General features: G+C 42.7%; 18 protein-coding genes. 11 read left to right on the top strand and 7 right to left on the bottom strand.

Annotated elements, in window-relative coordinates; all coding sequences use genetic code 11:
• Positions 1-47: 47 nt before the first annotated feature.
• Positions 48-1,907 (bottom strand): NAD(P)H-quinone oxidoreductase subunit F, encoded by a 1,860-nt coding sequence (locus NWP21_RS01495; RefSeq protein WP_271734621.1) that lies wholly within the window; start codon positions 1,905-1,907, stop codon positions 48-50.
• A 229-nt stretch (positions 1,908-2,136) separates the two neighbouring features.
• Complete coding sequence (gene pdxA / locus NWP21_RS01500; RefSeq protein ID WP_280791345.1) at positions 2,137-3,177, bottom strand: 4-hydroxythreonine-4-phosphate dehydrogenase PdxA; 1,041 nt, start codon at positions 3,175-3,177, stop codon at positions 2,137-2,139.
• 403 nt (positions 3,178-3,580) lie between these two features.
• Here pdxA and NWP21_RS01505 point away from each other — a divergent pair, with 403 nt between their 5' ends.
• The 7 genes from NWP21_RS01505 (at position 3,581) to NWP21_RS01535 (ending at position 13,841) form a co-directional block, all read left to right on the top strand.
• Positions 3,581-3,685 (top strand): PetM family cytochrome b6-f complex subunit 7, encoded by a 105-nt coding sequence (locus NWP21_RS01505; protein WP_010998885.1) that lies wholly within the window; start codon positions 3,581-3,583, stop codon positions 3,683-3,685.
• A gap of 177 nt (positions 3,686-3,862) precedes the next feature.
• Positions 3,863-4,867: an SDR family oxidoreductase gene (locus NWP21_RS01510; RefSeq protein WP_280791346.1), complete on the top strand. Its 1,005-nt coding sequence runs from the start codon at positions 3,863-3,865 to the stop codon at positions 4,865-4,867.
• Positions 4,868-4,989: 122 nt separating this feature from the next.
• A complete protein-coding gene (locus tag NWP21_RS01515) occupies positions 4,990-5,907 on the top strand; it encodes an NAD(+) kinase (protein ID WP_280791347.1) in 918 nt (305 codons plus the stop codon).
• A gap of 132 nt (positions 5,908-6,039) precedes the next feature.
• A complete protein-coding gene (nblR, locus tag NWP21_RS01520; RefSeq protein ID WP_271732026.1) occupies positions 6,040-6,747 on the top strand; it encodes a response regulator transcription factor NblR in 708 nt (235 codons plus the stop codon).
• A gap of 33 nt (positions 6,748-6,780) precedes the next feature.
• Positions 6,781-7,146: a DUF2237 domain-containing protein gene (locus NWP21_RS01525; protein WP_271732024.1), complete on the top strand. Its 366-nt coding sequence runs from the start codon at positions 6,781-6,783 to the stop codon at positions 7,144-7,146.
• Positions 7,147-7,666: 520 nt separating this feature from the next.
• Positions 7,667-11,113 carry an ATP-binding protein gene (locus NWP21_RS01530; RefSeq protein ID WP_280791348.1) on the top strand — a complete coding sequence of 1,149 codons (3,447 nt, stop codon included), beginning with the start codon at positions 7,667-7,669 and terminating at the stop codon, positions 11,111-11,113.
• A gap of 97 nt (positions 11,114-11,210) precedes the next feature.
• A complete protein-coding gene (locus NWP21_RS01535) occupies positions 11,211-13,841 on the top strand; it encodes a DNA polymerase III subunit alpha (protein WP_280791349.1) in 2,631 nt (876 codons plus the stop codon).
• Between the two features lie 94 nt (positions 13,842-13,935).
• Here the strand turns inward: NWP21_RS01535 and NWP21_RS01540 are convergent, their stop codons facing one another.
• A complete protein-coding gene (locus NWP21_RS01540; protein ID WP_280791350.1) occupies positions 13,936-14,313 on the bottom strand; it encodes a hypothetical protein in 378 nt (125 codons plus the stop codon).
• 142 nt (positions 14,314-14,455) lie between these two features.
• Positions 14,456-14,893, bottom strand: a complete 438-nt coding sequence (locus tag NWP21_RS01545) for an anti-sigma regulatory factor (RefSeq protein WP_271732017.1) — start codon at positions 14,891-14,893, stop codon at positions 14,456-14,458.
• 24 nt (positions 14,894-14,917) lie between these two features.
• Between NWP21_RS01545 and NWP21_RS01550 the strand changes: the two genes are divergently transcribed.
• Positions 14,918-15,217 (top strand): hypothetical protein, encoded by a 300-nt coding sequence (locus tag NWP21_RS01550; protein ID WP_280791351.1) that lies wholly within the window; start codon positions 14,918-14,920, stop codon positions 15,215-15,217.
• On the opposite strand, the gene petD is transcribed toward NWP21_RS01550, so the two are convergent.
• Together petD and petB are read right to left on the bottom strand one after the other, a co-directional pair.
• The gene (gene petD / locus NWP21_RS01555) at positions 15,185-15,667 is read right to left on the bottom strand and encodes a cytochrome b6-f complex subunit IV (RefSeq protein ID WP_200989570.1); all 483 of its coding nucleotides are present in this window, start codon (positions 15,665-15,667) and stop codon (positions 15,185-15,187) included. The genes NWP21_RS01550 and petD overlap by 33 nt on opposite strands.
• A 227-nt stretch (positions 15,668-15,894) precedes the next feature.
• Complete coding sequence (petB, locus tag NWP21_RS01560; protein WP_200989569.1) at positions 15,895-16,542, bottom strand: cytochrome b6; 648 nt, start codon at positions 16,540-16,542, stop codon at positions 15,895-15,897.
• Positions 16,543-16,916: 374 nt separating this feature from the next.
• Between petB and ctpA the strand changes: the two genes are divergently transcribed.
• Entirely contained in the window at positions 16,917-18,173 is a 1,257-nt protein-coding gene (gene ctpA, locus NWP21_RS01565; protein ID WP_280791352.1) for a carboxyl-terminal processing protease CtpA, read from the top strand.
• Between the two features lie 73 nt (positions 18,174-18,246).
• Here ctpA and NWP21_RS01570 read toward each other — a convergent pair whose 3' ends face one another.
• Positions 18,247-18,933, bottom strand: a complete 687-nt coding sequence (locus NWP21_RS01570; protein ID WP_280791353.1) for an MBL fold metallo-hydrolase — start codon at positions 18,931-18,933, stop codon at positions 18,247-18,249.
• A 191-nt stretch (positions 18,934-19,124) separates the two neighbouring features.
• Here NWP21_RS01570 and NWP21_RS01575 point away from each other — a divergent pair, with 191 nt between their 5' ends.
• Together NWP21_RS01575 and NWP21_RS01580 are read left to right on the top strand one after the other, a co-directional pair.
• Positions 19,125-20,597 carry a site-2 protease family protein gene (locus tag NWP21_RS01575; RefSeq protein WP_280791354.1) on the top strand — a complete coding sequence of 491 codons (1,473 nt, stop codon included), beginning with the start codon at positions 19,125-19,127 and terminating at the stop codon, positions 20,595-20,597.
• Positions 20,598-20,771: 174 nt separating this feature from the next.
• Complete coding sequence (locus NWP21_RS01580; RefSeq protein ID WP_280791355.1) at positions 20,772-20,918, top strand: zinc ribbon domain-containing protein; 147 nt, start codon at positions 20,772-20,774, stop codon at positions 20,916-20,918.
• Positions 20,919-20,951 lie beyond the last annotated feature (33 nt).

Here is a 20,951-nt window from a genome sequence, read left to right on the forward strand (position 1 = left end):
TGATATAGTCCCGATGTTTTCCTTGGTGTTGATTTACGGTTGAAGCGTTAAAACATCAAACTTAAAAACTGTACTTTCCAGAAAGGCCAGGTTATCCATACACAGAAAATGCTGACTCCTAACAGTACAGTGAAGTTATAAAACTGCGTCTGTCCAGTGGTGCTGTATTTCAATCCTTCGCCGCCTAACAGGGAAAATAAACCGACGAAATTGACGATACCATCAACTATGAAGCGGTCAATCATATCAGCGAATTTAGAAAGTTGGTCAACGCTGAAAATGATGGTCATCCGATAGATTTTGGGTGTGTAAAAGTCGTATGCTAATAAGTCTTGTAAAGGTTGCCAAGGTAGGCGAATTGGTTTTGGAATGTTACCTAAATAAATGACGGCGCTAATGCTACAACCAAAAATACTTGACCAAATCAGTAATAGTACTAAATCTTTATTCAGGGTTGCCCAACTAGGTAATATTGATAAGCTTTGTAAAACTAAAGGCAAATGCAGGACTACGCCAAATAAGATCACCATGGGCATGATCATCGGCCAATGAACTTCGGGCGATCGCTCACTCATTGGTTTAGCTTGACCACCAAAAATTAAGCCAAATTCTCTCGTTAAACTGATGGCTGTTAAGGTGTTGACTATCAGAATAATTCCCACTAACCAGGGGTAATTTTCCCACAGTCCATCAGCTAATTTCACTAACGCCCAAAAGCCACCCAAGGGGGGAAAAGCAATTAATCCCAAAGTACCGACGATAAAAGCTAACCCGGAAATAGGGCGACGTGTCCACAGCCCACCTAGTTGAGTAACATCTTGGGTGATACTATTCCAGATAATACCCCCGGTGCTCATGACTAATAATGCAGATGCTAAAGCATGGGCAAGTACCAGTAATAATGCTGTCTCATCTTGTTGCATCCCTACAGCAATAAACACCAAGCCCATGTAAGCACTCACAGAATAAGATAAGCAGCGTTTAACGTCAACTTGAGCGATCGCAATTAAGGATGCACCTACAGCAGTAACTACACCGATGGCGACAATAAACCATGAAACCACAGGGGATAAACTTAATACAGGTTGGAGTTTAATTAATACCCAGGCACCGCTAGCAACCACTACGGAGTTACGTAAAATTGTACTGGGAACAGGTCCTTCCATGGCTTCATCTAACCATAAATGCAGGGGAAATTGAGCGCATTTACCCATTGGTCCAGCAACTAATGCTAAACCTACTAATGTGATGACCGTGGGATTAACTTCAGCATTACTCGCCCATGCTGCTAACTCTGTATAGTCCCATGTCCCTGATAAAGTCCATAAACCCAAGACTCCCATGAGTAAGAATAAGTCTCCTACCCGCTTGGTGAGGAAAGCATCTCTAGCACCGGTGACTACCAAGGGTTGACTAAACCATAACCCTACTAACAGATAGGTTCCTAGTGTGAGAATTTCCAAAATTACATAGCTGAAAAACAGATCATTGCACAAAGTTAGGGCAGATAATCCCGCTTCAAACAATCCCAATAAAGAATAGAAGCGCCCCCAACCCCAATCCATTTCCATGTAACCAACTGCAAAAATTTGTGCTAAGAAATTTAATCCAGTGATTACCACCATTGCACCTACACTAACTGCAGAAATTTCTAAGGTAATGGTGAGGTTTAAACCCGCGGTGGATAGCCAAGGAATAAATATTTCTTGGGGGGGTTGATTCCAGATGAATATAAAAGCAAAGACACTATGAAGTAATGACAAAAATGTCATGAATAAATTGACATAACCTGCTGGTCTTGAGCCGGTTTTCTTAATGACTCCCGGTGACCAAGGGATGGCTAAAAGTCCACCGATAAAGGCATAACAAGGGACTAGCCAAACAGTCCCTATGAGAAACTGAATCATGAAATTCACCTCTTTATTGATGGTATAAATTAGCTAGGCACTAGAGATAATTTCCTCTGGCTTCCAGTTAGCTACTTATTTGGCGAATGATAAATTTATTTTTCTTTAATTTTTCTAGCTTACCTTTTTTCTGGCCAAAAAGGAATTACATAATTAGACTAATCTATAATCTTTACTCTAATTAATTCTTAGACAATCAATTGTTTATGACTAAACCATAGAGTATAATCTATGGTTTACGGTTGATAACTAATTCCGCCGCTAACTCTATAGCTGCTTTCATACTGGTAGCATCAGTAATTCCCCGTCCTGCAATGTCAAATGCTGTACCATGATCTGGAGAAGTGCGGACAAAAGGTAACCCAATGGAAGTGTTAACGGCGCGGTCAAAAGCCATCAACTTAACGGGAATTAAGCCCTGGTCGTGGTAAAGCGCCAAATAAGCATCGGCGGGATTATGCACCGAAGTATGACCATACCAAGCAAGACCCGGCTTAACCCACATGGTATCAGGTGGTATGGGCCCTTCTAACTGCCAATGGGGGCGATTTTGTCGTTCTTGTTCTAACCAGGGAATTAACCAGTCTTGTTCTTCGGTTCCTAGTTGTCCTTCTTCCCCACTGTGGGGGTTTAAACCGGCGATCGCTATTCTGCCAGTTTTTAAGCCAAAATCCTGTTCTAAACACTTCACTAGTAAATCTAATTTTTCTGTCAATAATTTTGGTGTGAGTGTATGGGCTACTTGACTTAAGGGAATGTGTGTGGTAGCTAGTAAAGTGCGGAGTGTCCAAGCAGTGTGAGGAGAGCGGGCGACAAATAACATCCCGAAGCGGTCAACCCCAGCTTTTGCGGCTAGAAGTTCGGTTTGTCCGGGATAATTGTAACCTGCCAACTTCCAAGCAGATTTAGCAATCGGTCCGGTGACAATAGCATCAAAATTACCCGACAATGTGCTGGCGATCGCATCTTCCATATAGGCAAAACTAGCCGCACCACTAGCAGCATTACCCTGACCCACAATAATATTGTCTGTAATTTCCCTATCTAATGGCACATCCAGCACTTGTAACTGGTCTGGATGAGCTAAATCAATTGTATTGAGTCGTTCATAGACCCCTAACAATAAATCTCTATTACCCACAACTGTCAGGTCATATTTTTGACGAATATATCTATCAGCCAAAGCCTTTAAAATTACCTCCGGTCCGATTCCAGCCGGGTCTCCCAGTGTTAACGCCAAACGCGGGGGATTTATATTTGAGAATTTCACTGTTTTAATTTGATTCATTTAATACAAACATATATTGAATAAAACTGCCATCTAGGAACTTGTCAAAGGGAAAATTAGGGATTGAGCATCAAACTGGTTTAGAATTATTTACACAGGTCTCATGAAAAAGAAGCCTTGATAGCGCTTCTAGTAGAGCTAGTTTAACCGAATATGCCTCAAGGCTATGCCTTGGTGGTGTCAACTGGTGGACTAGCATAGTGGCGATACTTCTGAGTAAAAGCCAAAAAAATGTGAACAATTGTGAGCATTTTGTCATGGAACTGGTGAAAATTAGATTAGAGTCATGACTCAATCTAGTGAAAGCAGCCCAGTTAAGAGGAAATCTCAAGGTTTTCCTTTAGCAAAACTGAACATCAACCATTCGTAAAGGAGAATCACACTCATGAGCGGCGAACTTCTGAATGCAGCGCTGTTGTCTTTCGGTTTAATCTTCGTGGGTTGGGCCTTAGGTGCTTTATTACTGAAAATTCAGGGCGCAGAGGAATAATCCTCCCAGGGTGGGGGCTGGGAACCGAGACCGAGACATAGAATTAACTTCTCTTGCTTCCCGCTTCCCAGACCTGCCAAGATTCAAAAGATTAATGAAAATAATGTAAACTTTTGTTTAGACAGCTAATTCTGTTAAGATTCATTTCATAAAAGTTAAAAATTTATTACTAACCTCATGACTTTATTAATTGTCGGTGCCACTGGCACATTAGGAAGACAAGTGGCTCGTCGTGCGATCGATGAGGGGCATAAAGTACGCTGTCTGGTGCGGAGTCCCAAAAGAGCTGCATTTCTCAAAGAATGGGGTGCTGAATTAGTCAAAGGGGATTTGTGTAAGCCCCAAAGCCTGACAGGAGCGATGGAGGGTGTAACAGCCGTCATTGATGCGGCCACATCTCGTGCTACAGATTCACTGACTATTAAACAAGTGGATTGGGATGGTAAGGTCGCATTAATTCAAGCCGCAAAAACTGCGGGTGTAGAACGTTTTATATTCTTTTCTATTCTTGATGCAGACCAGTATCCAGAAGTACCACTGATGGAAATTAAGCGGTGTACAGAACTATTTTTAGCTGAGTCTGGTATAAACTACACAATTTTGCGCCTAGCTGGCTTTATGCAAGGCCTAATCGGTCAATATGGTATCCCCATTTTGGAAAATCAACCAGTTTGGGTAACTGGTAATTCTTCCCCAGTGGCTTATATGGACACTCAAGACATCGCTAAATTTGCTATTCGCAGTTTGAGTGTGCCAGAAACGCACAAACAAGCTTTCCCTGTGGTGGGTACTCGCCCTTGGAGCGCTGAGGAAATTATTAACCTGTGTGAGCGTTTAACTGGGAAAGAAGCCAGAATCACCAAAATGCCAATTAACCTGCTGCGTACAGTGCGCCGAGTTATCCGCTTCTTTCAGTGGGGGTGGAACGTTGCAGACAGGCTGGAATTTACAGAAGTCTTAGCCAGTGGTAAACCGTTAAATGCTCCCATGGATGATGTTTACCAACTCTTGGGATTAGACAAAGAACAAACCACAACTCTGGAAAGCTACCTGCAAGATTATTTCAGTCGCATTATGAAGAAGCTCAAAGAGCTAGACTACGAGAAAAATAAATCCAAACAGAAAAAAGAGAAATCTAAAAAGACTCCGTTTAAGCAGTCTTCCAAAGTTAATAGTCAATAAAATGATTAGTTCCTGGTCATTGGTGATTCATGGGGATTTTTTCAGAGACTAATGACTACATGGTCCAAAATATGTCAGGATGACAGAAGTAAAAAGCATCGCCAAAACTTGGATATTTGAGTGTGCCGAAAGCAGGCATTATTTACAATAACGTTAAACCGATAGCGAGTCGCATCGCTATGGAACTGCAAGACAAACTTACCACCGCTGGCTGGGATGTAATTACCACTACAAGTATGGGTGGTATATTGGGCTACTCTAGTCCAGAGAGTCCTGTGTGCCACACCCCCATTGATGGACTAACTCCCCCCGGTTTCGACTCGGAAATGAGGTTCGCTGTGGTACTAGGGGGAGATGGCACTGTTTTAGCAGCTTCCCGTCAGGTCGCCCCTACTGGTATTCCCCTGTTAACCGTGAATACCGGTCATATGGGATTTTTGACGGAAACTTATGTTAATCAACTCCCTCAAGCCATAGAGCAAGCGATGGCGGGTGATTTTGACATCGAAGAACAAGCCATGCTCACTGTGAGCGTGTTTCGCGGTGAGTCCGTGCTGTGGGAAGCCCTCTGCTTAAATGAAATGGTTTTGCATCGAGAACCCTTAACCTCTATGTGCCATTTTGAAATTGCTGTGGGGCGACACGCACCAGTGGATATTGCGGCGGATGGTATCATAGTTTCTACCCCCACGGGTTCCACTGCTTATTCATTAAGTGCCGGGGGTCCAGTCATCACTCCTGGTGTACCTGTCTTGCAGTTAGTACCCATTTGCCCTCACTCCCTGGCTTCTAGGGCGTTGGTATTTCCAGATACGGAAACAGTCAACATCTACCCAGTCAATATTCCCCGGCTGGTGATGGTAGTTGATGGTAATGGGGGATGTTATATCTTCCCAGAAGATCGGGTATGTTTAGTGCGATCGCGCTATAGTGTCCGATTCATTCGTCTGCAACCGCCGGAATTTTTCCGCATCTTGCGAGAAAAGCTCGGTTGGGGTCTACCACATATCGCCAAACCAACATCGGTAGAGCTCCCTTAGTAATCATAAATTACTAGGAATCATCTCACTCTTAGTCTGTATACCCCTGTGATAATTATTTTCTTGATTCAGTCTGTGTCCCAATCTCTGAGAAATCTCAAATCTCCCATCCAAGATTCCTACTAACTAATGATGACAATTGCTCACAATCCCTGTGTTCTGGTGATTGAAACCGATGAGAGTCTGGCAAATCAGTTAGGCTTTGATTTGCGAGAAGCCGGCTATGAAGCGATTTTAGCCCATGATGCGGCTAGCGGTTTACAATACTGCCGCGATGCCTCTAGTGGGCAAAGCCATCGGCCACCTGCTTTAATTGTTGTAGACCGGATGCTCTCAGGAGAATCAGGACTCTTGTTGTGTAAAAAACTCAGAAATGCCGGGATGTGCGCCCCTGTATTGATGCTCATGGCCAGGGATACAGTAGATGACCGGGTGGCTTGTTTAGAAGCTGGGGCTGATGATTATGTCCTCAAGCCTTACCGCCCAGAAGACTTTTTAAACTTAATTCGCCTGTATTTAAAGCCTGATGTTGAAACCACAGAACAGTTACGTTTTGGGGATTTGGTTTTAGATGTCGCCACCCGTCGCGCTATGCATAACGGACGGTCAATTGACTTGACAATGAAAGAATTTGAACTATTAAAATTTTTAATGGAACACCCCCGCGAGGTATTAACCCGCGAGCAAATTTTAGAAAATGTTTGGGGTTACAATTTTATGGGTGAGTCCAATGTTATAGAGGTGTACATTCGCTACTTACGCCTGAAAATTGAATGTGACACTCATAAACGTCTGATTCAAACAGTGCGCGGCGTGGGATATGTATTACGGGAGTCTTAATCTGAAAATTACTACAAAAATTAAAAATTGACTATGACACAGGCAAAAAACGTACTAGGAACCAACCTGGAGAGTTGCTGTACATCTCCCATGACTGGCTATTACCGCGATGGCTTTTGTAATACAGGTGGTCAGGATTTCGGGATGCATGTTGTTTGCGCCCAAGTTACACCAGAATTTCTCGAGTTTACTAAATCCCAGGGGAATGACTTGAGTACAGCCGTTCCCCAATTTAATTTTCCTGGACTACGACCAGGCGATCGCTGGTGTTTATGTGCGGCCCGTTGGCAAGAAGCTTTAGATGCTGGTGTCGCCCCCCCTGTTGTGCTTGGCGCTACCCATTCTAGAGCTTTGGAAGTCTGCTCACTAGAGGATTTGCAAAAACACGCCCTTATGTAGCTAAAGACCTAGAAACGCCAAAATTAAATTAATAATATAGCATTTCCCATGCTCGTGAGGTACAAAGTTCTTTAGTTTCAGGGAACACCGGAACAGGGAACACCGGAACAGGGAATAGGCAATTGATGTGTACTTCATTAGCCTGAAAAAGGCTTTATACTCCCAGGGGCAATTAATCAATTGCCCCTATTTATTGCTCACAGACATATATAAAGTGTTTATTAATACTAAATACTTAGACCAGAAATAACATAATCAGTGAATCCCTGACTTCTCACAACAGGCCGAGGGCATATTTTCTCATGATTTTATGTTTTAAAATTATGTTTCAAGATAGATGTTTTTGTATCTATTCTTTTCTAATGTAGATTGTGTAATCCCAAAAATATGCCTATAGATAGATAAAAAATATCTCAACAGTATATAGCCTAACTAGAAATTTTCTAGTTATATAGGTGAGGTTTTATTTCTTTAAACAAAGTACAGTGACTACGGTAGACAGTTGGGTGGTAAAACTTCAATGTTAAATTTTCACCGCTTGCAACTGCCAAGCTTACATAGCTTACGAGTGGTACAAGTTGCAAGCATAATCACAATATTAGTCGGTGTTCTGGTGCTGTTTGGCTGGTTGTTTGACATTGAATTGATTAAAACCTGCGGTAACACCAGTCTCGTGACAATGAAGCCTAATACAGCTTTATGCTTTGTGCTATCTGGTATATCTTTGTGGATGTCGCAGAGCAAACTAAGCAGAAAAAGTAATTCTACTATCCCTTACTTATCCTGCTCGCGAATTTGTGCAGCATCTGTTACCTTGATTGGGTTACTCACCCTCGCTCAGTATTTATTCGGCTGGAATTTTGGTATTGATGAATTACTCTTCCAGGAGCAACCAACTGCAGTATTAACATCCCCTCCAGGGCGAATGGGGTTTGAGAGTGCCTTAAACTTTATATTTCTGGGTATAGCTCTAGAAATTTCCGCCCATATGGCTAACAGCACCCTATCGCCATCGCCAAATCAGCTTAATTTTTGGTATATTCAACTTTCTACCCTGATAGTACTAGTGATTTCTGCACAGGTACTCATCGGTTATATGTATCAAGTAGGATTGTTTCCCACCACACCATCATATACAACATCAATGGGATTACATACAGGCGTAAAGTTCATTGTACTTTGTATAGGCATTCTCTGGGCAAGTCCAGAGCAGGCATTTATGGCAGTAGTAATGAGTGATACCTATGGCGGGTTGATGGCGCGTCGTTTGTTACCGGCAGCTATAGCTTTACCATTAGTGATAGGCTGGTTGATCCTCCATGGTCAATTAGCAGGGAAATACGGTGCTGCTTTTGCGATATCGTTATTTGCCATCATCTTAATAGTGATTTTTGCGATTTTGATTTGGCAAACTTCAGCAGTAATATCACGGATTGAACGTCAACGCGACGAGACGCAAGAACAACTCAGAGCACAGGAAGAAAAGCTGAGAAGTTTTGTAGATGCTAACATCATTGGTATTAAGTTTGGTGATGTCTATGGTGGTATTCACCAAGCCAATGATGCATTTCTACAGATGATTGGCTACAGCCGTGAGGATTTATTCACAGGTAAATTAAATTGGCGGAATATCACACCACCAGAGTATTTGCATTTAGATATTCAAGGTATCGCCGAAGCCCAGGAAAATCCCAGAGGTGCTTGTACCCCCTATGAAAAAGAATACATTCACAAAGATGGTCGGCGGATTCGGGTTTTAGTAGGTTACGTGTTGCTCGCACAGAACCGACAAGAATCAGTGGCGTTTATTCTGGACTTAAGCGATCGCCAGGAAGCAAGAGAACAAATAGTACAACTTAATAAAGATTTACAACGTCGGATCAGCGAATTGCAAACTTTATTTCAGGTTATCCCTATTGGTATCGGTATTGCTGAAGATGCAGAGTGCAAAACTATGAGAATTAACCCCTGTCTTGCTCAACAATTAGGGATATCACCAGGTGAATATGATGCCATGAGTATCCCCAGTCAAGAACAACCGGCAGAATTTCAAGTTTACCGCGACGGTAAAAAACTATCACCAGAAGAGTTACCTATGCAATATTCTGCTGCTCATGGTGCGACAGTTTTAGACTCTGAAACTGAGGTCATACATAAAGATGGCAAAGTTGTCAAGTTGTTGCAGTACGTCGCCCCGTTGTTTGATGAACAGGGTAACAGTAGAGGTAGTGTTGGGGCATTTTTGGATATTACAGAGCGTAAGCAGATAGAGGAAGCAGTTCACAATCAGCAAAAATGGCTCGAAGAAGTCTTAAATCTGATGCCTCTACCATTACTGTTTATTGAACCGGAAACGGGGCGGGTAACCTTTGCTAATCAAGCCGCTGATGAATTAGCAGGGGGTGAGTTTCCCAAAGGTGTACCAGTAGAAGAGTATGACAGGACATACTATTGCACAGATGCGGCAGGAAATCGCATCCCTAAGGAGCAAATACCCGGGGCGCGGGTAGCCCGGGGAGAACGTTTAGATGGATTAGAAATAAACTGGCACACTGGCGACCTTGTGCGCTCTGTACTAATATTTGGTGATACTATACCGGCAATGCACGGTCATTCAGCTACCTGTGTAGCAGGCTTTCAAGATATTACTAATCTTAAGGAAATTGAAAAGGCCCAAGCATTAAGTTACAAAAGGTTACAGTTGCTGTTTAACACAGCCAATGATTTGTTATCTAGTCAGGAACCAGTAGCATTAATTAACAGCTTCTACCAAAAACTGGCGGAGCAGATTGGTTTGGATGTTTACTTTAACTATTTAGTTGAGGAGAACCATCAGGTGATTCGCCTTGCATCTTTTACAGGCTGTTCTGAGGAGGTGGCTAAAAAATATGAGTGGTTACCGTTGGGTCAATCGGTGTGCGGTACTGTCGCCCAAGAACGCCGTCCTATTTATGTAGAAAATGTTCAGGAATCCACTGACCCAAACACAGAATTAATTCGGAATTTAGCGGTGAAGGCTTGTTATAGTTACCCGTTAATAGCATCAGAACGGGTTTTGGGTACTCTTTGTTTTGGTAGCCGCAGTTGCTGTTCTTTTAGTGAAAATCAAAGGGCGATGATGCAAGCAGTTTGTGACCAAATAGCGGTGGCCATGGAACGGGCGAGGTTAATTGCTTCTCTGCAACTGCAAACAGAGCAACTGCAACAAGCCAACCGCATGAAGGATGAATTTCTGGGTATATTATCCCATGAATTGCGATCGCCCCTGAATGCTATTCTCGGTTGGGTGCAACTGCTGCGAGCTCGCAAACTGAGTGACACTCAAATGGCTAAGGCCATGGAAACTATTGAGCGCAATGCTAGGACACAAGCCCAGGTTATAGAAGATTTGCTAGATATTTCCAGCATGATTAGGGGACAGTTGTATCTCAATGTTTGTAGTTACGATTTGGTTCCCCTAATTGAGTCGGCGATGACAACAGTCCAGTTAGCCGCCCAAGCTAAGGAAATTGATTTGAGATTTTCCGTGATTCCTCCCCAGGGAATAGACCATAATCATTGTAGATTTTTAGTTGCCGGTGATACGGATCGTTTACAACAGATGATCTGGAATTTACTATCTAATGCCATCAAGTTTACTCCTGCAGGGGGTAGGGTAGAAGTTGAACTTTCCCATAGTATTGATGATCACAAAAATTTACCCCGAAACATTACTAGTTATGCTCAAATTCAAGTCCGGGATACGGGTATTGGGATTAAGCTAGAGTTTCTTCCTTATGTTTTTGACCGCTTCCTCCAGGCGGATAGTTCTAGTACTCGCTCCTATGGCGGCTTAGGTTTAGGCCTAGCAATCGTACGTCATTTAGTAGAATTGCATGGTGGTACTGTCCATGCAGAGAGTGGGGGGGAAGGACAAGGAGCAACTTTTACAGTGAAAATCCCACTGTTATCAGCTGCATTTGCCTAAAGCGATCGCAGCCCAAGATTTAGCTACACTGGCTAGTCTGGTAAATCCAAATTAAATGGTATATTGCAGTACTATCAGCTTCTGCTTGGAGACTTATATGTCCTTTGTACCATTACATATTCACAGCGACTATAGTTTGCTCGATGGAGCCAGTCAGCTACCGGAGTTGGTCGATCAAGCCATCGCTCTGGGGATGAAAGCGATCGCCCTGACTGATCATGGTGTCATGTATGGTGCTGTAGAATTGATTAAAATTTGCCGCAGTAAAAACATTAAGCCAATTATTGGCAACGAAATGTATATCATCAACGGCGATATTACCAAACAAGAACGCCGCCCCAAATATCATCAAGTTGTTTTAGCCAAAAATACTCAAGGTTACAAAAACTTAGTTAAAATTACCACAATTTCCCACCTGGAAGGGGTACAAGGTAAGGGAATTTTTTCTCGTCCTTGTATTAATAAAGATCTACTCAAACAATATCGTGAAGGTTTAATCGTCACTAGTGCTTGTTTAGGTGGAGAAATACCCCAAGCAATTCTCAGTGGTAGACCAGAGATAGCCCGGAAAATTGCCAAGTGGTATCAAGAATTATTTGGGGATGATTACTATTTAGAAATTCAAGACCACGGCTCTCAAGAAGACCGCATTGTAAATGTAGAAATTGTTAAAATTGCGCGGGAATTAGGAATTAAATTTATTGCCACTAACGATTCTCATTTTATATCTTGTTTTGATGTGGAAGCACATGACGCTTTACTATGTATTCAAACTGGACAGCTAATTAGTGAAGATAAACGGATGCGTTATAGCGGTACAGAATACCTGAAATCCGCAGCAGAAATGAAACTGTTATTCCGTGACCATTTACCAGATGATGTCATTGCTGAAGCTATCAGCACCACTACAGAAATTGCCGATAAAGTGGCAGTTTATAATATTATGGGTGAACCTCAGATTCCCACACCATACATACCTTCAGGTCATACTCCCGACACTTACGCTGAAGAAGTAGCTTGGCAAGGATTATTAGAAAGGTTAAACCGCAAATCCCGCAATGAAGTTGAGCCAGTATATAGAGAAAGATTAGAATATGAATTAAAAATGCTCCAGTCCATGGGGTTTTCTACATACTTTTTAGTAGTTTGGGATTACATCAAATTTGCCAGAGATAATAACATCCCTGTAGGTCCTGGTCGTGGTTCTGCTGCAGGTTCTCTGGTAGCTTATGCTATGCGAATTACTAATATAGACCCGGTACACCATGGTTTATTATTTGAGCGATTCTTGAACCCAGAACGTAAATCAATGCCTGATATTGATACAGATTTTTGCATTGAAAAACGTGACCAAGTTATTGAATATGTAACTCAAAAATATGGTAAAGATAGAGTTGCTCAAATTATTACTTTCAACCGCCTCACCTCTAAATCCGTTTTAAAAGATGTCGCTAGAGTATTGAATATTCCCTATGGGGAATCAGACAAAATGGCGAAATTAATTCCCGTAGTCCGGGGTAAACCCACTAAACTCAAAGTGATGATTTCCGACCAAACCCCAGCACCAGAGTTTAAGGAAAAATACGATAATGATCCGCAAGTCCGCCATTGGGTTGATATGGCCATGCGAATTGAAGGAACTAATAAAACTTTTGGTGTCCACGCTGCTGGGGTGGTGATTTCTGCTGACCCCTTAGATGAAATTGTGCCACTGCAAAGGAATAATGATGGTGCGGTGATTACCCAATATTTTATGGAAGACTTGGAATCACTGGGTTTGTTAAAAATGGATTTTCTCGGGTTACGTAACTTAACCCTGATTCAAAAAACAATTGATTTAATTGAACAAAGCAGAGGTTATCGCATTGACCCAGATGAAATTACACGTCAGGAAAGAAAATCTCAAAAAATATTAGCTAAGGGTGAACATACAACTTTACCCAAAGATGTGAAAAAATCCTATGAACTTTTAGAAGCTGGGGATTTAGAAGGAATATTTCAATTAGAATCTTCAGGGATGCGTCAGATAGTCAGAGATTTAAAGCCTTCCAATATTGAAGATATTTCTTCTATTTTGGCACTCTATCGACCCGGACCCCTAGATGCGGGACTCATTCCTAAGTTTATTAACCGTAAACATGGGCGCGAGGTGATTGATTACCAAAATTCTCTTCTAGAACCCATACTGAATGAAACCTATGGAATTATGGTTTATCAAGAGCAAATTATGAAAATTGCTCAAGATATGGCTGGATATTCCCTAGGACAAGCTGACTTATTGCGTCGCGCTATGGGTAAAAAGAAGGTTGCAGAAATGCAAAAGCAGCGGGAAAAGTTTGTTGATGGTGCGGCGAAGAATGGAGTTAAAAAACAAGTAGCTGAGGAATTGTTTGAGCAAATGTTAAACTTTGCCGAATATTGTTTGAGCTATGATACGCAGGTTTTAACGGTGGAATATGGGTTGATTCCCATTGGGGAAATTGTCCACAAGTGTCTGGAATGTCATGTTTATAGTGTTGATCAAAATGGCAATGTTTATACCCAACCTATTCTACAGTGGCATGATCGGGGAGAACAACAACTATTTGAATATTCTTTAGCAGATGGTTCAATTATCCGGGCGACAAAAGACCATAAGTTTATGACCACTGATGGGCAAATGTTACCCATTGATGAAATTTTTAAACGGGAATTGGATTTGCTTCAAGTTCCAGGTTTACCAGTGTAAAGATAAAAGTTATGTTGTGGTTTTAACATAACTTTTGAGAGTTAAAATTTTGACTTAATTTACTGGTAAAGTTTTTATAGGGTGTCCATCTGGGTTACTTTTGTTCTTTGAGTGATTTAGTTGGGATTTCGATCGCTTGAATATCAATTGTACCTTCTGGTGTGAAGCGCTGAAAATGTCCTTGTTTTACTGACAATTGCTCTCCACAATTAGGACACTGCACCTGAGTGTTATTTAAACCTGAAAATTCATAATTACAGACGGGACATTGGTCAGTTACTAAATTGCGTTGTAGCCACCAGCGCAAGCCGAAGAAGGCGACAACGGGTGTAAATAACAGCAAACCAAAGATAATTAACAACGAATTTACCAGCCAGCCTAAGCCTAGTGATGCTAGCAACCAGAAAACTGCTAACATGGTCAGCCAAGGTCGCAGTTTTTCCAGACTCAATTCCAAAGATTTAAGGCTCATTTTTGCAATTATTTTCTTGCTCTCCCTCTAGGATAGCGATTTTAATGCCGGGTCAAAAGCCCACGGTCAACCACCAAAGGTCAAGAAATATTAATTGAGTTTTGCTACTATGGGCTTATACCCGATTCCAGGGTAAAAATATCTAGTTTTCTCTGGCGTATTTGAGTATTAATAAACAATTTTTACCATCAGCACTGCGTTCGTAGACAACATGGTCAGCCAATCTTCTCAGCAGAAACCATCCATATCCACCTACTTGGAGTGTACCCGGCTGTGGCTCTGCGATCGCATCAGGATTGAAAGGTTTTCCTTGATCCCAAATTCTCACTTCCAGTCTGTCAATCCATAGACTCACTTCAATTTCGATGGTAGTTTCTGGTGGTAAAGCACTATGGGCGTGACGAACTGCATTGGTAAAACCCTCTGCTAATGCTAAGTTGAGGCGATAAAGTTGGCTTTGTGACCAGCCCAATTGAGACAAATATGTGAGACAAAATTGCTCAAACCATTGTTGTACGTAGTTTAGGAGCTTGAGTTCGCTCTTTACCGCCAGATGGTCGTGCTGCACTATGCTAAGCATTGACCTTGACTTAAATATAATTTCATGGGGGCACTCCCCCGCATAAATGACGGGGGATTGATTCTGGGTTCAAGCAGCGATCGCAGTCCTAGTTACTTTGATATCGCCTCGCCCATCAGCTGTTTGGCGCGTAATTTTACGTTGACACCTGTAAGTTTCAAAATCACATCCGCCAGAATTACCAGCATCTGTCAAATCAAATTTGAGCGCTTCAGCAGTTGTGAATATCAAATGCTAATTTTGGAGGATGATCTTCAAACTACAGGTGTCAAAGAAGTTTTGCTACTTAGTTTAGAACAATCCCAATGTCAAAGATTTGTCTAATGGTAAAGCAGCACCAATACCTAACCATACAGTTACTAATGTACCAAACAGGAACACTGTAGTTGCAACTGGACGGCGGAAGGGATTTTGGAATTTGTTCACGTTCTCAATAAAGGGAACGAGGATTAACCCCAGGGGTACAGCAGCCATTGCTAACACTCCTAAAAGTTTGTTAGGAAGCGATCGCAAAATCTGGAATACAGGATACAAATACCACTCTGGTAGAATTTCCAGGGGGGTGGCGAAAGGATTAGCTGGTTCACCTGTCATTGCGGGATCTAGCACAGCTAGAGCCACAATACAAGCAAATGAACCCATAATCACAATGGGAAATACATACAGTAGGTCATTAGGCCAAGCGGGTTCACCATAGTAGTTATGGCCCATGCCTTTGGCGAGTTTAGCTCTTAACTGAGGATCACTCAGATCGGGTTTTTTCTGCGTTGACATATTTAAATACGCTCTCCTGCTCAAATTCAGTTAAAGCATTTGTAAAAGCCATGAGCTATGAGGCTTACCCTAACGGGGGGGTATCTATAGCTTTGAGCTTCAAATACAAATCTTTGTTTTTATTGTCGCTTATGAGCGATGAATTGCTGATTTCTCATAAGTTTAAAACAAACATTTGCATCTGGGAACTCAAAGCCGTCGCCTTTTCCCATTGTGGCTTTAAGGGATTACAAAGGACCGGAAATACCTTGCTTGCGGATCATCAAGAAGTGGAACAGCATGAACACCGCAATTAACCAAGGCAGTATAAAGGTGTGCGCGCTATAGTAGCGAGTCAGGGTTGCTTGACCCACACTAGAACCACCGCGTAACATATCGGAAATAAAAACGCCAACTACCGGAATTGCTTCTGGTACGCCGCTGACGATTTTTACCGCCCAGTAACCAACTTGGTCCCAAGGTAGGGAGTAGCCTGTCACACCAAAAGAAACAGTGATGACTGCTAGAATCACACCGCTGACCCAAGTTAATTCCCGGGGCTTTTTGAAACCACCGGTGAGGTATACCCGGAAGACGTGCAAAATCATCATTAACACCATCATGCTGGCAGACCAGCGATGGATGGAGCGAATCAGCCAACCGAAATTGACCTCATTCATAATGTACTGTACCGAGGCATAAGCTTCAGTTACAGTGGGCTTGTAGTAGAACGTCATCGCAAATCCAGTGGCGAACTGAATCAGAAAGCAAACCAGGGTAATTCCGCCCAAGCAATAAAAGATATTGACATGGGGAGGGACATACTTGCTAGTCACGTCATCAGCGAGGGCCTGAAGTTCTAGGCGTTCCTCAAACCAGTCATAAACGTTGGCCATACAATCTCAAGTTCCTAAAAATCGGTTGCGGTTGATTAATCTCCCAATTAACTATTTTGGGATTTTCACAAAGAGGAGTTACTTTCGCTTTGAGCAGAGTGATCAGAATTTTTGGAAAACTTAACACTCTGTAAATATGGAATATATTGCGTTCTCTTGGCAAGCTAACACCACAAATGCTCGCCACCAAGTCGATCTTATCGTTTCCTGGGTGGAATGCAGCCCCTCAGTCATAGCAAGAGCTTGATGAGAGGAATGCACCACTTCTATAAAAAAAGTAACATAGTTGAGAGATAGATTTCATCAACGATGAGGTAAATAGGCATTTTTCCTCAGTATTGTTGGGCAAATTTGGGAGCAAGTGGATTTTGAAAATGCGGTTCATGCAAAAACAGGTTTTTCGGCTGGGATTTTCATTGCTAGTGGCTCTTTGGTTGGTGGTGGGGGCTTTTGTCCCACCAGCCGCGGCTTTGACGGATGAGCAGAAATTAGTTTCAGAAGTTTGGCGAATTGTCAATCGCAATTACCTGGATGAGACATTTAATCATCAAAATTGGTCTGCGGTGCGGCAAAAGATTCTGGAGAAGCCAATAAAAAACCCAGAAGCTGCTTATGCAGCGATTCGGAAAATGCTCCAGACTCTGGGGGATCCGTTTACAAGGTTTTTAGACCCCGAGCAGTACCGCAGTTTGCAGGTGAATACTTCTGGTGAACTGACTGGGGTAGGGTTGCAAATTGCTATCAATCCCGAAACCGGTAAGCTGGAAGTGGTGACTCCTATCATGAACTCGCCAGCAGATTTAGCAGGGATTAAACCCCGCGATCGCATTGTGAAAATCGAAGGGCTTTCTACAGATAATTTAACTCTTGACGAGGCAGCTGCCAAAATGCGCGGTCCCATTGGTAGTTCTGTGACACTTTTGATTTCACGGGATGATAGCGCAGAACAAGAGGTGAAAATAGTACGCGATCGCATTGAGCTGAATCCTGTAGTCGCAGACCTACGCTTTTCTCCCCAAGGTACCCCCATTGGCTATCTGCGTCTAACTCAATTCAACGCTAACGCCTCTATGGAATTAGCCCATGCTATTTCTAGTCTAGAGAAAAAAGGCGCGGCTGCCTATATTTTAGATTTGCGGAATAATCCTGGCGGGTTATTACAATCAGGAATTGAAATTGCCCGTCTGTGGTTGAACTCCGGTACTATAGTTTACACCGTCAATCGCCAGGGCATTCAGGGCAGTTTTGAATCCTTTGGCCCGGCTTTGACAGATGACCCCCTGGTGATTTTGGTAAATCAAGGTACCGCTAGTGCTAGTGAGATTCTCGCCGGCGCGCTGCAAGATAACCATCGTGCTACCTTAGTGGGGGAAACTACTTTTGGTAAGGGTCTAATTCAGTCTCTGTTTGAATTATCCGATGGTTCTGGCTTGGCAGTGACCATTGCTAAGTACGAAACACCATCACATCGGGATATTAATAAATTAGGAATTACCCCAGATCAGGTGATTTCCCAAGAATCCATTACCCGGACACAAATTGCTACCCCAGAAGATTTGCAATATCAAGGGGCGCTGGAATTATTGAAAACAAGTTCTGTATTTGCTGGGGTCGATACTGGGGTTAATTAACACAAAATCCCAGCTAGCTCCCCGATTTCTTGCACAAGTCGGGGAGCTGATTGATTAATTAACACGTGAATTATCAGTTACTTGAGACAGGGGCGGCACTCATGGTAACACAGGTATTAACAAGGCGTTGGTAAGCATTATCTATTACATATTTTCCTCTGAGGAAACCTGTGTTAGCACCGGGACAAATATACTGGAGTGTTTCGGCTGTGAACCTTTCTCGGAGTAATTGCCAACTTTTAATTTGTCTAGACCAATGAAAGGTTTTAGCTGTGCGAAAAGCTACTGGCTCCCCTGTGGGGTCAGGTACTAAATGACGACCGGAAAATAACACCCCCCCCAAATCACTGTAGTACAAACAAGATGAACCCGGAGAATGTCCAGATGTCCAAATCACTTCAGCTGTGGAATTGAGTCTAAATTCCTGGGTAAAGGTGGTCAAGGTTAATCCAGGTAGTAAATAGGCTTCTTGCTCTTGAATCAGAACTTCACAACCAAAGGTTTGCTGAATTTGTGCTGTTTTACCAATAGCACCTCGATGAGTCAGAAATAACCAACGCACGCCACCATGCGATCGCAAAAAATCTTGATTTATGGGGTCATTAGCCGGAGAATCTATGAGAATATTGCCCTCATTTCCTACAATAAGATAAGAGGTTCCCCCTAATGTGTCCCGATTGGGCGGGAAGGCAAAGATCCTATCTAGCACCGGACGTGGTGGCTTCGCTGTCTGATTTGGCTGTTGAGGTAAGGCGCACATGAGTAAAAACCGAAAGTGTGGAAAATTAGGTGACAGAATTGAACTTATTTTTCAATTAATTAAGTTCTTTTAACTGTTATGGAATCGCGTTCAAAGTCAACCGGGTGTGTTTCCTCAGCAGGTTCTCCCCAGGAGAAGGCTATGGTGACAACACGGGAGTAAGACATTTCTGCCAAATTACTGAAAATCACATGACATTTTGGTTCCTTCTCCTACTGGGAATAGCTACTTATCTGATAGTGCAGCGCAGCGTCGCTCAGATCACCCAGACTCCAGTCTGGTTGCTGTGGTTGGTGTTAATGAGTCCAGCTTTGATATTGAGCGGATGGACTCTGATTTATGGGACGGAACAACCACCGCCATCATCACTGATTATTTGGCCATCAATTATCTGCGTTCTGTTATACTGGGTGTTGTTGGAATGGGGGCGGAGAAAGCCCACAAATACACCCACTCAACCCCAAGATATTAGATCACAATCGGCAATCCATCCTACCGCAGAACCAGTACCAGTGCGACCCATTCAACCAACCGAAGAAATTCAACTGAGAAATTGTTTTCCCTGGTCTGTATACTACATCCACAACATTGAGTACAAACCCCAGGCCATTATCTGTCGGGGTCAGATCAGAACTACACCTACTCAAGCTTATCAGCAGATTAAGGCCAATATAGAAGCGGAATTTGGCGATCGCTTTCTGCTGATTTTCCAAGAAGGTTTCAATGGTAAACCTTTCTTTATCCTTGTACCTAACACTCAATCCGCTAGAAATCCTAGTCAGCCACAGAAGATCACACGCCCAGGATTCGCTTTATTTTTGCTAGTAGCAACTTTAATTACTACTACTCTAGTGGGGGGTAGCATCGCCGGCTCTGACCCACAACAATTAGTATCTGACCCCAGGATCTTCTGGCAAGCATTACCCTATTCCCTGGGTCTGATGACTATTTTGGGCATCCACGAACTGGGTCATTATTTGACGGCGCGGTACTACCAAATTCGGGCAACCCTGCCTTATTTTATACCTCTACCCTTCTTTTTGGGCACCTTTGGCGCATTTATTCAAATGCGTAGTCCTGTTCCTCACCGCAAAGCTTTATTTGATGTCAGCATTGCGGGTCCATTGGCAGGTTTTGTCATCACTCTACCTATACTATTATGGGGTTTGGTGAATTCGGAATTGGTTCCTCTGACTGACCAAGCAGGACTGTTCAACCCGGAAGCTCTCAACCCCAAATCTTCTATTTTATTAGCATTGCTATCTAAGTTAGCATTAGGGAGCCAGTTAACCTCAACATCAGCAATTAACCTTCATCCCCTGGCCATAGCCGGTTTTCTGGGGCTAATCGTCACAGCCTTGAATTTGATGCCCGTGGGACAATTAGACGGGGGTCACATTGTCCATGCGATGTTTGGGCAAAGAACCGCCATGGTCATCGGTCAAATTTCTCGCTTATTACTGCTACTACTTTCTTTGGTGCAGTCAGGATTTTTGCTGTGGGCAATTATCTTATTCTTGATCCCCTTGATTGATGAACCGGCTTTGAATGATGTCACCGAACTGGATAATAAACGTGACATTTTAGGATTGATGGCCATGGGATTGTTAGTAATTATTGTCCTACCACTACCCCAGATGCTCGCTAAATTGTTGCAAATGTGACATACTCCTGAAAATACCTCACCGCTAAACCCTGTCCTTCGAGGCTATCTATTACTTTTTGTCAAGAGGTTGGTAATTTATGAACGAGATGTAAGTAAGGTATAACCTCGAAGGAGTAGTAGCCTAGTTGACAATTAAATAGACAAACCTATACACTTATCTACAAACCTATAAGTGTATTTATGTTTAAACACCTGTTCTTGTGGGCATATCCAAGATATGCCACTAAAAGAAAGAATTTACAACTGTGGAAGTTGTGGTCATTCAATGGACAGGGATTTAAACGCAGCAATTAACTTATCGAGGTTGGCTAAACCTTGAAAGCTTACTGAGGGATAACCGCTCCCATGCTCC

This window comes from Anabaenopsis sp. FSS-46 (assembly GCF_029891665.1).
In the GTDB taxonomy this organism is placed as follows: domain Bacteria; phylum Cyanobacteriota; class Cyanobacteriia; order Cyanobacteriales; family Nostocaceae; genus Anabaenopsis; species Anabaenopsis arnoldii.